The organism is Nonomuraea sp. AD125B (assembly GCF_041402765.1).
In the GTDB taxonomy this organism is placed as follows: domain Bacteria; phylum Actinomycetota; class Actinomycetes; order Streptosporangiales; family Streptosporangiaceae; genus Nonomuraea; species Nonomuraea bangladeshensis.
This window is the reverse complement of the sequence record NZ_JBGLOU010000026.1, coordinates 1-13322: the sequence shown is the minus strand read 5'-3', so window position 1 is coordinate 13322 and position 13322 is coordinate 1. Positions and strand designations below refer to the sequence as shown.

Genomic DNA, 13322 nt, shown 5'->3' with positions numbered 1-13322 from the left:
TTCCTAACGTGCGGTGGGGCGCTTGCCGTGGTTCGCCTTCTTCTTCTTGCGCGCCTTGCCTTTGCGTGCTCGCCTGGCCATGAAGCTCGCCTCCCGCGTTCGGGGTCCGGCATGGATCCCCACCGTCCTCCCACCGCGCCGACCAGGCAAGTGATCCACGCGAACTAACATTTCCCACCATTCTCATGTCATAATTTGGTGGAATCTGTTGGAAGGGGCAAGGGTGCTCGCACAGCAGCGTCAGCAGGCGATCCTCGAACGCGTACGCAGCAACGGCGGCGTACGCGTGGCCGACCTCGTACGCGAGCTCGGCGTCTCCGACATGACCATCCGCCGCGACCTCGAGGTGCTGGCCGAGCGCGGCCTGCTGGAGAAGGTGCACGGCGGCGCGACCGCACTCGGCCCCGGTTCGACCGAGGAGCCGGGCTTCACCGCCAAGTCCGCCCGCCAGCAGCCGGAGAAGCAGGCGATCGCGCGCCGCGCCGCGCAGCTCGTCCGGCCGGGCACCGCCGTCGCGCTGTCGGCGGGCACCACCACGTGGGCCCTCGCCCATCACCTGATCGCCGTGCCCGAGCTGACCGTGATCACCAACTCGGTCCCCGTCGCCGACGTCTTCCACCGCAACCCGCGTGCCGACCGCACGGTGGTGCTGACCGGCGGCGTCCGTACACCCTCGGACGCGCTGGTGGGCCCGGTCGCCGTGGCCGCGATCCGCCGCCTGCACGTGGACACGCTCTTCCTCGGCGTCCACGGCATGAGCGTCCGGGCCGGCTTCACCACGCCCAACCTGCTGGAGTCCGAGACCGACAGGGAGCTGGTGAGCGCCGCCGGCCGCCTGGTGGTGCCCGCCGACCACACCAAGTGGAACACGGTCGGCATCAGCACCATCGCCGAGCTGAGCGAGGCCGACGTGGTCATCAGCGACGCGGCGCTGCCCGAGGAAGCACGCACGGAGCTGGCCGACCGGGCCGGCGAACTCATCATCGCGGAAGAGGGCACGCTGTGAAGCGCACCATCACCCATCTGGCCGACGGCCGGGAGCTCATCTACTTCGACCGGAGGGACGACGCCGACCGGAGCGCGGTGGACCGGCGCGAGCTCGGCCCCCGGCCGGTGGCCTCCGAGCTGCGTTACGACCCGCTGACCGAGGAGTGGATCGCGATGGCGGGGCACCGCCAGACCCGTACGTTCCAGCCGAAGGGCACGGCGGCCGAGTGCCCGCTGTGCCCGTCGGCGCCCGGCCGCGACACGGAGATCCCGGCGTACGACTACGACGTCGTGGTGTTCGAGAACCGCTTCCCGTCCTTCTCCCGAAATTTCGGCACCTATGAGGATGTGGGCGGCCTGAGCGAGGTCCGTCCCGGCGCCGGCCGCTGCGAGGTCGTCTGCTTCACCTCCGACCACGACTCCAGCTTCTCCCGCCTCTCCGACGACCAGGTCGAGCTGGTCATGGAGGCATGGGCCGACCGCACCGCCGAGCTGTCCGCCGTCGAGGGCGTGGAGCAGGTGTTCTGCTTCGAGAACCGCGGCTCGGAGATCGGCATCACGCTCGCGCATCCGCACGGTCAGATCTACGCCTACCCGTACGTCACCCCGCGCACCAAGCTCAACCTCGGCGCGGCCTCCCGGCACAAGGGCCCCGGCAACCTGTTCGCCGACGTCCTCGCCGCCGAGCGCGCGGCGGGCACGCGGGTCGTGACCTCCAACGAGCACTGGACGGCGTTCGTGCCGGCCGCCGCGCGCTGGCCGTTCGAGGTGCACGTCTACCCGCACCGGCAGGTGCCGGACCTGCCGGCGCTGACGGAGGCGGAGCGGGCCGCGTTCGCGCCGCTCTACACCTCGGTGCTGCGGGCCTTCGACGGGCTGTTCGGGGTCGTGATGCCGTACATCGCGGCCTGGCACCAGGCGCCCGTGCGCGAGGGGCGGGACCTCGCCTACCTGCGGCTTGAGCTGTTCAGCATCAGGCGGGCGCCCGAGAAGCTGAAATATCTGGCGGGGTCGGAGTCGGCGATGGGCGCCTTCGTCAACGACGTGCTGCCGGAGGAGGCGGCACGCATGCTCCGATCACAACTCGATCACTAATAGATTTCTACTTAAGGTCGCATTACTTGTGATCTACCACTAATATCCCCATAAGCAACGGCCTCACCAGCCGTCGCACGCCTAATCCCGGGCGCGTCGCCCGGGAGCCGGGGACCCACCGCACCTGGGGTGAATCCACTTCGGTGGTAGGGACGCTCTCACGCCCGAACCCGTCAGCTAACCCGGCCGGCAGAGGGAGAGGAACCCTGTACGTGGCGGCTTCGTCCCCCGTGCCCTTCGCCGTCGGTCTCGTCACCGCCGCCGCCGTCCTCCTGTCGACGCCTTACCCTGCGCAGGCGGCCGCTGTGATGGCGGCCGCGCCCAAGCCGTCGGAGTCACAGCTCCGCGCCCAGCTCAAGCGGCTCAACACCAAGGTCGACAAGCTGATCGAGCAGTACAACCTCAAACGCGTCGAGCTGGCCAAGGCACAGGAGACCGCCGAGACCGCCAAGGAACGCCTGGCCACGGCCGAGCGCACGCTCGCCGCCTCCGAACAGCGCGTCGCCGAGCTCGCCCGCCTCCGCTACCAGAACGGCAACCCCCCGGTGCCGGGCTTCATGCTCGACGGGGCCAGCGCGGCCGTGCTCGACCAGCTCACCACCGAGCAGCAGGCGCTGGTGCAGGGCGTGGCAACGGCCCGCGACGAGAAGAAGAAGGCCGCCGCCGAGGCCGAGGCGCTGGCGGTCAAGATCCGCGCGGACGCGGCCGAGGTCGCCAAGCAGCGCGACGAGGCCGAGGACGTCATCGACGACATCAAGGACAAGCTGGCCGATCTGGTCCCGTACGGCACTGGCCGCAACTCCGACGGCAGCTGGGCCCCCGAGCTGCCGGCCGGCTCGGACAACATCACCGCGCGCACCCGGCTCATGCGCGAGCAGGTGACGAAGAACTTCGCGCTGCCGTTCTCGGTGGGCTGCTTCCGCTCCGGCTCCAGCGGTGAGCACCCGCTCGGCCGCGCCTGCGACTTCATGATGAGCTCGGGCGGCACCATGCCCAGCGCGGCCAACAACGCCCTGGGCGACCGCATCGCCGCCTGGGCCCTGCAGAACCAGAGCAAACTGGGCGTCAAGTACGTGATCTGGAAGCAGCGCATCAACTCGGGCTCCGGCTGGCGCGCGATGTCCGACCGCGGCAGCATCACCGAGAACCACTACGACCACGTCCACATCTCGATGAACTGAACGGAACATGGAAGACCCTCGCACCCCTCCGCCGCTGACCGGCGACGAGCGCACCGTGCTGAACAACTGGCTCGAATGGCATCGCGGCACCCTCGCGGTCAAGTGCGCCGGCCTGACCGACGAGCAGTTGCGCCTGCGCAGTGCCGAGCCCTCCGGAATGTCCCTGCTCGGCCTGGTACGGCACATGGCGAACGTCGAGCGCGCCTGGTTCCGCCGGGTGCTCGCCGGCGAGGACGTGCCGAAGCTGTGGGACAAGGACCGCGACAACGACGCCGACTTCAAGGAAGTGGACACCGCGTCGGTGGAGGAGGCGTTCGAGACCTGGCGGGACGAGATCGAGCGAGCCCGCGCCATCTCGGCCGCGCGGCCGCTCGACGCCGTGGGGGAGCGCAACGGCGGCGACTGCTCGCACCGCTGGATCCTCGTCCACATGATCGAGGAGTACGCCCGGCACAACGGCCACGCCGATCTCCTGCGCGAACGCATCGACGGCGCCACGGGGGAGTGATCAGAAGAAGGCGGTCACGGCTCGGTGCGGAAGAGCGCCCAGACGGCCTTGCCGCCGCGGGCCAGCCGGTCCCAGCCCCAGCTCTGGCTGTAGGTCTCGACGATGTAGAGGCCGCGGCCGTTCTCGGAGATGAAGTCGGGCTCCTTGCGCCGCGGCACCTCGTCGCTGGGGTCGGCCACGGCCAGCAGCACGTGGGGGCTGACCCGCATGAGCAGCAGCTCGATCTCGCGCCGGCCCGAGGAGCGCATCGCGTACCTGACCGCGTTCGTCACCAGCTCGGAGACCACGAGCGCGGCGTCGTCGCTCAGGTCGTGCAGCCCCCAGCCCCGGAGGGTGTTGCGGGTGACGTCCCTGGCGGTCTTCACCGAGTCGGCCTGGAAGGGCAACGGGCACGAGGTGGTGTACGGCTTGCCGCCACGACCAGTGAGCAACTGGTCGAAACCGACCTCGCGGGTTATCTGGAGGCAGTCGGCAGTGGCCAGAGGGTCCTCTACCATCCTGCCAATACCTCCCCGTAAAGCCTTGGTTAGTGCATGTTTGGCCCAATATGCACTAAGCCATCATGGGTCACGAGCGGCTGCGGCTGCAAGACCCAAATGCACGTGCAGCTGCAATGTGCAGCCGCAAGCGGCGTTTTCCCCGGTGGACAAGGCGAATCGGACACCTGGTTGGGACCTTGTCATAGCAGGCAATGTGGTGTCACTGTGTGGTGCGGACCTTGATAGGAGGCAAAGTGACGCAGAACCAGCCGGGTTCCGGGCCGACGGCGCTGCGCATCCTCCTGGGCTCCCAACTGCGCAAGCTCAGGGAAGCGAAGAACGTCACCCGCGAGGAGGCGGGCCACCTCATCCGTGGCTCAGAATCCAAGATCAGCCGCATGGAGCTGGGCCGGGTGGGGTTCAAAGAGCGTGACGTGGCCGACCTGCTGACCCTGTACGGGGTCGTCGACCAGCAGGCCCGCTCCGCCGTGCTCGACCTGGTCGCCACCGCCAACGAGCCGGGCTGGTGGCACCGGTTCAACGATGTCCTGCCCACGTGGTTCCAGGCGTACGTCGGCCTTGAGGAGGCCGCCACCAGGATCAGGACCTACGAGGTCCAGTTCGTGCCAGGACTGCTGCAGACCAAGGAGTACGCGAGGGCTGTGGTGACCGCCGGGACGGCGGGCATCGGAGCGGAGGAGATCGCCAGGAGGGTCGATCTCCGACTGGAGCGCCAGAGGATCTTCGAAAGGCCGGACGGGCCCGTCTTCTGGGCGGTGATCGACGAGGCGGCGCTACGCCGCCCGATCGGCGGCGCCGAGGTGATGAAGGCTCAACTGGAGCACCTCATCGACCTCATGCGCCAGCCGAGCATCACGATCCAGATCATGCCCTTCAGCTTCGGCGGGCACAGCGCGGAGGGCGGGGCGTTCAGCGTCCTGCGCTTCCCCGACCCCGACCTGCCCGACGTCGTGTACGTCGAGCAACTCGCCAGCGCCCTCTACCTGGACAAGCGCGAGGACGTCGACCGCTACACCGAGGTCATGGAGCGGCTCTGCGCCGTCAGCACCACTCCGGACGAGACGATCGAGCTGCTGAGGAAGATCGCGGACGAGTTCTGACGGCATGCGGACGTCGTTGTGACCGCCGGGACGTCGTTGTTGGGTATGCATCTGCCCTAGACTGGACCACCGGCGTTGGATGCCGCCGAGGCGGAGCATGCCCAACACCGCTCATGTGGGCGCGGCGCGTGAGCCGACCGAATGGACGCGCCCGCGATCACTCGTAGCTTGATCAAGGAGACCATTCCGTGAAGACCGCTGTCGAGGAGCTCAGCCCGACCCGGGTCAAGCTCACTGTCGAGGTGCCGTTCGACGAGCTGCGCCCGAGCATGGATGCGGCGTACAAGAAGGTCGCGCAGCAGGTGCGCGTCCCCGGGTTCCGGCCTGGCAAGGTTCCGGCCCGCATCATCGAGCAGCGCTTCGGCCGGGCGGTCGTCCTGGAGGAGACCCTCAACGACGCCGTGCCCAAGCTGTACGGCCAGGCCGTCGACGAGGCCGACGTGTTCCCGGTCAGCCAGCCTGACATCGAGGTCACGAAGATCGACGACGGTGAGCAGATCGAGTTCACCGCCGAGGTCGACGTCCGGCCCAACTTCGACGTGCCCGACTACCAGGGCATCGAGGTCACCGTCGACTCCGCCGAGGTCACCGACGAGGACGTCGACCGCCAGCTCGACGCGCTGCGCCAGCGCTTCGCGACGCTGACGGGCGTCGAGCGCGCCGCCACCGCGGGCGACTACGTCGTGATGGACCTGCGCGCCGAGATCGACGGCAAGAACATCGAGGAGCAGGCCGCCAGCGAGGTGTCCTACGAGGTCGGCGCGGGCTCCGTGCTCCAGGGCCTCGACGACGCCCTGGAGGGCATGTCCGCCGGCGACGAGAAGAGCTTCCAGACCGAGCTGGTCGGCGGCGAGAACGCCGGCGAGCAGGCTGACGTCATCATCAACGTCAAGTCGGTCAAGGAGAAGGTGCTGCCCGAGCTCGACGACGAGTTCGCCCAGCTCGCCAGCGAGTTCGACACGCTCGACGAGCTCAAGGCCAGCATCCGCGAGCAGGCCCGCCGCAACAAGCTGATCGACCAGGTCGTCCAGTCCCGCGAGAAGGCCCTCGACGCGGTGCTCGACCAGCTCGACCTCCCGCTGCCCGAAAGCGCGCTCAAGGCCGAGATCGACGCCCGCAAGCACAACCTCGACCACCAGGTGGCCGAGAGCGGGCTGAGCCGCGACGCCTTCTTCCGCCTCTACCAGACGACGGAGGAGGAGCGCTTCGCCGAGTTCGAGAAGAACTCCGCCCGCGCGCTCAAGGTCGGCTTCGTGCTCGACAAGGTCGCCAAGTCCGAGGAGCTGGGCGTCTCCGAGCAGGAGCTGACCAACTTCGTCGTGCGCCGCGCCATGGAGATGGGCGTCCAGCCCAACGAGCTGGCCAAGCACCTGGCCGACAACGACCAGCTCACGCTGGCCATGGTCGAGATCGTCCGCGACAAGGCCAAGTCCGTGATCGGTGACGCCGCCAAGGTCGTCGACACCGACGGCAACGAGGTCGACCTCAAGGCCATCTACACCGAGATCAACGGCGAGGCCCCCGTCGAGGAGGAGGCCGCCGCCGAGGACGGCACCACCGAGGACAAGGGCGAGGCGTAACCCTCACCCGCGCCCTCACCGGCGCTTCGCAGGAGCCCCCGGACCTCCCGTCCGGGGGCTCCGCCGTTTTTCCATGAGGCGCGGCCGCGACCGCTTCGGAGGGGCTGAGACGCCCGCCACAGGACGCAGCGCGCCCCGGCCCTCGTGACCCGCCGTCACGGCCCCTGGCGCGCGTCCCGCCGTCTCAGGGCGCTCCAGGGACATCCGCCCGCACTCCGCCGCAGCACGCTTCTCCCGCGCGGGCGCCGGGACATGCGCCGTCAGCGAACAGTCCGGCAGAGCGGGCATGACCTGTGGGCGGCGCGCGTTAAGGTCACAAGCAAAGCCAATCGATTACGACGCATCGGAAGGTGACGCTGTGACCAGCCCGCCGACCTTCTATCAGCCTGAGTCTCGAGGCCGTGAGAACGGCTCCGCCTTCCGGCTTGAGGACCAGCTTTACCAGCGCCTGCTCCGGGAGCGGATCATCGTGCTCGGGCAGGAGGTCAACGACGAGATCGCCAACCGCATCTGCGCTGAGCTGCTGCTGCTCGCGGCCGACGACCCCAACCGCGACATCACGCTCTACATCAACTCGCCGGGTGGCTCGGTGAGTGCCGGCATGGCCATCTACGACATGATGGAATACGTGCCGAACGACGTCTCCACCGTGGTCATGGGCATGGCGGCCTCCATGGGCCAGTTCCTGCTCACCGCGGGCGCCAGGGGCAAGCGCTACGCCCTGCCGCACGCGCGGGTCATGATGCACCAGCCGTCGGGCGGCATCGGCGGCACCGCCGCCGACATCGCCATCCAGGCCGAGCAGATGCTCTACGTGAAGAAGACGCTGGCCGAGCGGATCGCCTTCCACACGGGGCAGTCGCTGGACCAGATCGAGTCCGACTCCGACCGCGACCGTTGGTTCACCGCCGAGGAGGCCAAGGACTACGGCTTCATCGACCACGTGGTCCGCAGCGCGCGACAGGTGCCCTCGGCCGGGCCCGTCTCCTAGGGGGAGCTGACATGAACATCGAAAGCCGTTACGTTCTCCCCTCCTTCGTCGAGCGCACGTCGTACGGCGTGAAGGAGATGAACCCTTACAACAAGCTCTTCGAGGACCGCATCATCTTCCTCGGAGTGCAGATCGACGACGCGTCGGCCAACGACGTGATGGCCCAGCTGCTCACGCTGGAGTCGCTCGACCCCGACCGTGACATCAGCATCTACATCAACTCGCCGGGCGGTTCGTTCACCGCCATGACGGCGATCTACGACACGATGCAGTTCGTCCGGCCGGAGATCCAGACCGTCTGCCTCGGCCAGGCCGCCTCCGCCGCGGCCGTGCTGCTGGCGGGCGGCACCCCGGGCAAGCGCTTCGCGCTGCCGAACGCCCGGGTGCTGATCCACCAGCCGTCCACCGAGGGCGGCGGCCAGGGCAGCGACATCGAGATCCAGGCCCGCGAGATCCTCCGCATGCGCACGCTGCTGGAGGACATCGTGGCCAGGCACACCGGTAAGGCCTCCGCCGAAGTCCGTAAGGACATCGAACGCGACAAAATTCTCAACGCGGACGAGGCAAAGGCGTATGGTCTGATCGACGACATCATCCCGTCCAGGAAGAAGCGAGCTCAGGCCGTGGCTTCCTAGACGAGACGTGACGCACCGGAGCGCTGCCCAATAGGGCACGTTCCGGTGCGACTCGCCGCTAGGGGGCTCACTGAGGGCCCAGAAGACGGTAACGTCGAAACCTGAGCGGTTCGGCCAAGTCCGGAGGATGTCCGGAGACACTGCTCTCGCGAGAGCAGGGCGGTCCCACGCAAAGGAGTATCTGGGGTGGCACGCATCGGCGACGGGGGAGACCTGCTGAAGTGCTCTTTCTGCGGAAAGAGCCAGAAGCAAGTCAAGAAGCTCATTGCCGGTCCAGGCGTCTACATCTGCGATGAGTGCATCGATCTCTGCAACGAGATCATCGAGGAGGAGCTCTCGGAGTCCTCCGAGCTCAAGTGGGACAACCTGCCCAAGCCGAGGGAGATCTACGAGTTCCTCGACGCCTACGTCATCGGTCAGGACAAGGCGAAGAAGGCGCTCTCGGTGGCGGTCTACAACCACTACAAGCGGGTGCAGTCGGGCGACCGGGGCAGAGACGACGGCCTGGAGCTGGCCAAGAGCAACATCTTGTTGCTCGGGCCCACCGGCTCCGGCAAGACGCTGCTGGCGCAGACCCTGGCGAAGATGCTCAACGTGCCCTTCGCCATCGCCGACGCCACGGCCCTCACCGAGGCCGGCTACGTCGGCGAGGACGTCGAGAACATCCTGCTCAAGCTGATCCAGGCCGCCGACTACGACGTCAAGAAGGCCGAGACCGGCATCATCTACATCGACGAGGTCGACAAGATCGCCCGCAAGAGCGAAAACCCTTCGATCACGCGCGACGTCTCCGGCGAGGGTGTGCAGCAGGCGCTGCTCAAGATACTGGAGGGCACCACGGCATCGGTGCCTCCGCAGGGCGGCCGCAAGCACCCGCACCAGGAGTTCATCCAGATCGACACCACCAACGTGCTGTTCATCTGCGGCGGCGCGTTCGCGGGCCTCGAAAAGATCATCGAGTCGCGCATCGGCAAGAAGGGCATCGGCTTCAACGCGATCATCCGGTCCAAGGAAGAGATCGACACCGCCGACATCTTCTCCGACGTCATGCCGGAGGACCTGCTGAAGTTCGGCATGATCCCCGAGTTCGTCGGCCGGCTGCCGGTCATCACCTCGGTCCACAACCTCGACCGCGAGGCGCTCATCCAGATCCTCACCGAGCCGCGCAACGCGCTGGTGAAGCAATACCGCAAGCTCCTGGAGCTCGACGGCGTGGAGCTGGAGTTCACCGACGGCGCCCTGGAGGCCATCGCCGACCAGGCGATCCTGCGCGGCACCGGCGCCCGCGGCCTGCGCGCCATCCTGGAGGAGGTGCTCCAGTCCGTCATGTACGAAGTGCCCTCCCGCCAGGACGTCGCCCGCGTCGTCATCACCCGCGAGTCGGTGCTGGAGCACGCGATCCCGACGCTCGTCCCGCGCGACCAGCTCGCCGTCAAGCAGCAGCGCACGCCGCGCGAGAAGTCTGCCTGACCCGGCCCGCACCGTTCACGCCCGAGCGCCCCGTGGCAGCACGCCACGCGGGCGCTTTCGGCGCTTCGGACCCATTTCCAGCCCGCATTCGAGCAAGCGGGGCGTTTTCCGCTTGCCGCCCTCCCTAGAATTGGTCACTGTGACAACGCCAGAGCTGCCTACTCAATACACACCGGCCGACGTCGAGACCCGCAGCTACGAGCGCTGGGTATCCCGAGGCTACTTCGGCGCCGACCCGGGCAGCTCGCGCGAGCCGTACAGCATCGTCCTGCCCCCGCCCAACGTGACCGGCGTCCTGCACATCGGGCACGCGCTCGACCACTCCATCCAGGACGCGCTCACCCGCCGCGCCCGCATGCAGGGCCGCGAGACGTTGTGGGTGCCCGGCATGGACCACGCCGGCATCGCCACCCAGAACGTCGTGGAGCGGGAGCTGGCCAAGGAGGGCCTGTCCCGGCACGACCTCGGGCGCGAGGCGTTCGTCGAGCGGGTCTGGCAGTGGAAGGAGGAGTCCGGCGGCCGGATCCTCGGCCAGATGCGCAAGCTGGGCGACGGCGTCGACTGGTCGCGCGAGCGCTTCACCATGGACCCGGGCCTGTCGCGGGCCGTGCAGACCATCTTCAAGCGCCTGTTCGACGACGGCCTCATCTACCGCGCCGAGCGCATCATCAACTGGTGCCCGCGCTGCCACACCGCGCTGTCCGACATCGAGGTCGAGCACAGCGAGGACGAGGGCGAGCTCGTCTCGATCCGCTACTCCGACGACCTCGTGGTCGCCACCACCCGCGCCGAGACCATGCTCGGCGACACCGCCGTGGCGGTCCACCCCAGCGACGAGCGCTACACCCACCTGGTCGGCACCATGGTCGAGCTGCCGCTCACCGGCCGCATGATCCCGGTGGTCGCCGACGAGCACGTCGACCCGGCCTTCGGCACCGGCGCGGTCAAGGTCACCCCGGCCCACGACCCCAACGACTTCGAGATCGGGCGGCGCCACTCGCTGCCGTCCATCACCGTCATGGACGAGCGCGGCGTCATCACCGCGCACGGCCCGTTCGAAGGGCTCGACCGCTTCGAGGCCAGGCCCGCCGTCGTGGCCGCCTTGCGCGCCGAGGGCCGCATCGTCGCCGAGAAGCGCCCCTACCTGCACGCGGTCGGCCACTGCTCGCGCTGCAAGACCGTCGTCGAGCCGCGGCTGTCGCTGCAGTGGTTCGTCAACGTCTCGCCGCTGGCCAAGGCCGCCGGCGACGCCGTCCGTGACGGCCGCACCCGCATCCACCCGCCGGAGATGGCCAAGCGCTACTTCGACTGGGTGGACGACATGCACGACTGGTGCATCTCCCGCCAGCTCTGGTGGGGCCACCGCATCCCGGTCTGGTACGGCCCCGACGGCGAGGTCGTCTGCGTCGGCCCCGACGAGGACCCGCCCGCCGGCTACACCCAGGACTCCGACGTCCTCGACACCTGGTTCTCCTCCGGGCTGTGGCCGTTCTCCACGCTGGGCTGGCCCGACCACACGCCGGAGCTGGAGCGCTTCTACCCGACGTCCGTGCTCGTCACCGGTTACGACATCCTGTTCTTCTGGGTGGCCCGGATGATGATGTTCGGGCTCTACGCCATGGACGGCGAGCCGCCGTTCCGGGTCGTGGCGCTGCACGGCATGGTCCGCGACCAGTACGGCAAGAAGATGTCCAAGTCGTTCGGCAACGTCGTCGACCCGCTCGACTGGGTCGAGCGCTTCGGCGCCGACGCCACCCGCTTCACGCTCCTGCGCGGCGCCAACCCCGGCGCGGACGTCGCGGTGAGCGAGGAGTGGGCGGCCGGCTCCCGCAACTTCTGCAACAAGATCTGGAACGCCACCCGCTTCGCGCTCATGAACGGCGCTGCCGTCGGCTCGCTCGACGGCGCCGACCTGACCGCGGCCGACCGGTGGATCCTGTCACGGCTGCAGACCGTCATCGGCGCGGCCGACGCCGCACTGGAGGACTTCGAGTTCGCCAAGGCGGCCGACCTGCTCTACCACTTCGCGTGGGACGAGGTCTGCGACTGGTACCTCGAGCTGGCCAAGATCCAGCTCGGTGAGGGGCTCGACCACACGCGGCTGGTGCTCGGCAACGTCTTCGACGCGCTGCTGCGGATGCTGCACCCGCTGGTGCCGTTCGTGACGGAGGAGCTGTGGCGGGCGGTCACGGGCGGCGAGTCGATCGTCGTGGCCCCGTGGCCGGTGCCCGACCCTCGCTACGCCGACCCCGAGGCCGAGGCCGAGATCGTCGCGCTGCAGGACCTCGTGACGGAGGTCCGCCGGTTCCGCTCCGACCAGGGGCTCAAGCCGGGTCAGAAGGTCGCGGCCCGCCTTGGGCTGGCCGGCACGCCGCTTGCGGCGCAGGAGACGGCCGCGCGGGTGCTGCTGCGGCTGACCGAGCCCGGCGAGTCCTTCAACCCCACGGCGCGCCTGGAAGTGGGCGGGGTGAGCGTCGAGCTCGACACCGCCGGCGCCATCGACGTGGCAGCTGAGCGCAAGCGGCTGGAGAAGGATCTCGCCGCCGCGCGCAAGGAGGCGGCGCAGGTGGCCGCCAAGCTGGGCAACGAGCAGTTCATGGCCAAGGCGCCCGACAACGTGGTCGCCAAGGTCAGGGGCCGCGCCGAGCAGGCCGCGGCCGACATCGCGCGGCTTGAGGCACAGCTGGCCGCGCTGGGGGTTTGAACCTTCCGAACGCAGGGAAGGTCTATTCGTTACCGAAGAACGACCTTCCCTGCCCGTGAGGGCTGCTAGAGTTTTCTGTGTAGGGCGAGTACGCCCTGCCACTCCTCACAACGAACCCCGACATTCGGGCTGGGTCCGACCAGGCGGTTGGACAAGCGGCGAAAGTTGGAGTAAGTTACGAGGGTTGCCTCGACGAGGGGCAAGTCCGGAAGCTCCCGGAACGGGCGGTTTGACAAGAATCGTCCGGATCTGGTAAGCTGAAGAGGAAGCGAAGTGCGCCTCCGGCGCCGGGACTTGAGAAAGTGTCCGGTGAGGAAGTACGCGTCCGTTTCTTGAGAACTCAACAGTGTGTTAAAAGCCAGTGCATGTGCATCACACATGTATGACCCCGTCATTTTTGACGGATTCTTGCTTGGATGATTCATCCGAACAAGCCTTGAAAAGCATTGTTTGGAGAGTTTGATCCTGGCTCAGGACGAACGCTGGCGGCGTGCTTAACACATGCAAGTCGAGCGGAAAGGCCCTTCGGGGTACTCGAGCGGCGAACGGGTGAGTAACACGTGAGCAACCT

12 protein-coding genes, 1 rRNA gene and 1 riboswitch are annotated in these 13322 nt (G+C 68.1%); of the genes, 11 read left to right on the top strand and 2 right to left on the bottom strand.

Features of this window, described 5'->3' with window-relative positions; genetic code table 11:
* Positions 1–3: 3 nt before the first annotated feature.
* Positions 4–81: a 50S ribosomal protein bL37 gene (locus ACBR40_RS43590; protein WP_371252575.1), complete on the bottom strand. Its 78-nt coding sequence runs from the start codon at positions 79–81 to the stop codon at positions 4–6.
* 142 nt (positions 82–223) lie between these two features.
* On the opposite strand from ACBR40_RS43590, the gene ACBR40_RS43585 reads away from it, so the two are divergent.
* From ACBR40_RS43585 to ACBR40_RS43570, 4 genes are all read left to right on the top strand, one after another.
* Positions 224–1006 carry a DeoR/GlpR family DNA-binding transcription regulator gene (locus ACBR40_RS43585; protein ID WP_344207136.1) on the top strand — a complete coding sequence of 261 codons (783 nt, stop codon included), beginning with the start codon at positions 224–226 and terminating at the stop codon, positions 1004–1006.
* On the top strand, positions 1003–2082 hold the full coding sequence (galT, locus tag ACBR40_RS43580; RefSeq protein ID WP_344207137.1) for a galactose-1-phosphate uridylyltransferase: 1080 nt from the start codon (positions 1003–1005) through the stop codon (positions 2080–2082). Before ACBR40_RS43585 ends, galT begins: the two co-directional genes overlap by 4 nt.
* Before the next feature lie 68 nt (positions 2083–2150).
* Positions 2151–2288: riboswitch (cyclic di-AMP (ydaO/yuaA leader) on the top strand.
* Between the two features lie 6 nt (positions 2289–2294).
* Positions 2295–3263, top strand: a complete 969-nt coding sequence (locus ACBR40_RS43575) for a coiled-coil domain-containing protein (protein WP_371252529.1) — start codon at positions 2295–2297, stop codon at positions 3261–3263.
* 7 nt (positions 3264–3270) lie between these two features.
* Complete coding sequence (locus ACBR40_RS43570) at positions 3271–3771, top strand: DinB family protein (RefSeq protein WP_344207139.1); 501 nt, start codon at positions 3271–3273, stop codon at positions 3769–3771.
* A 14-nt stretch (positions 3772–3785) separates the two neighbouring features.
* Here ACBR40_RS43570 and ACBR40_RS43565 read toward each other — a convergent pair whose 3' ends face one another.
* Entirely contained in the window at positions 3786–4268 is a 483-nt protein-coding gene (locus tag ACBR40_RS43565) for an ATP-binding protein (protein WP_364460550.1), read from the bottom strand.
* Positions 4269–4504: 236 nt separating this feature from the next.
* Between ACBR40_RS43565 and ACBR40_RS43560 the strand changes: the two genes are divergently transcribed.
* From ACBR40_RS43560 to ACBR40_RS43530, 7 genes are all read left to right on the top strand, one after another.
* Positions 4505–5371 (top strand): helix-turn-helix transcriptional regulator, encoded by an 867-nt coding sequence (locus tag ACBR40_RS43560; RefSeq protein WP_329592013.1) that lies wholly within the window; start codon positions 4505–4507, stop codon positions 5369–5371.
* Positions 5372–5559: 188 nt separating this feature from the next.
* A complete protein-coding gene (gene tig, locus ACBR40_RS43555) occupies positions 5560–6951 on the top strand; it encodes a trigger factor (RefSeq protein ID WP_344207141.1) in 1392 nt (463 codons plus the stop codon).
* A gap of 358 nt (positions 6952–7309) precedes the next feature.
* Positions 7310–7942 carry a ClpP family protease gene (locus ACBR40_RS43550; protein WP_020542170.1) on the top strand — a complete coding sequence of 211 codons (633 nt, stop codon included), beginning with the start codon at positions 7310–7312 and terminating at the stop codon, positions 7940–7942.
* Positions 7943–7953: 11 nt separating this feature from the next.
* The gene (locus tag ACBR40_RS43545) at positions 7954–8577 is read left to right on the top strand and encodes an ATP-dependent Clp protease proteolytic subunit (protein ID WP_329592018.1); all 624 of its coding nucleotides are present in this window, start codon (positions 7954–7956) and stop codon (positions 8575–8577) included.
* 186 nt (positions 8578–8763) lie between these two features.
* Positions 8764–10047: an ATP-dependent Clp protease ATP-binding subunit ClpX gene (gene clpX / locus ACBR40_RS43540; protein ID WP_091093961.1), complete on the top strand. Its 1284-nt coding sequence runs from the start codon at positions 8764–8766 to the stop codon at positions 10045–10047.
* Positions 10048–10177: 130 nt separating this feature from the next.
* Positions 10178–12751, top strand: a complete 2574-nt coding sequence (locus ACBR40_RS43535; protein ID WP_371252528.1) for a valine--tRNA ligase — start codon at positions 10178–10180, stop codon at positions 12749–12751.
* Positions 12752–13198: 447 nt separating this feature from the next.
* Positions 13199–13322 (top strand): 16S ribosomal RNA (locus ACBR40_RS43530); the annotation flags it as partial.

Bases quoted from the DNA above. Each gene is read 5' to 3' on its own strand.
- ACBR40_RS43545 (WP_329592018.1), top strand. From the start codon at position 7,954: ATGAACATCGAAAGCCGTTACGTTCTCCCCTCCTTCGTCGAGCGCACG.
- ACBR40_RS43565 (WP_364460550.1), bottom strand. From the start codon at position 4,268: ATGGTAGAGGACCCTCTGGCCACTGCCGACTGCCTCCAGATAACCCGC.
- ACBR40_RS43590 (WP_371252575.1), bottom strand. From the start codon at position 81: ATGGCCAGGCGAGCACGCAAAGGCAAGGCGCGCAAGAAGAAGAAGGCG.
- ACBR40_RS43570 (WP_344207139.1), top strand. From the start codon at position 3,271: ATGGAAGACCCTCGCACCCCTCCGCCGCTGACCGGCGACGAGCGCACC.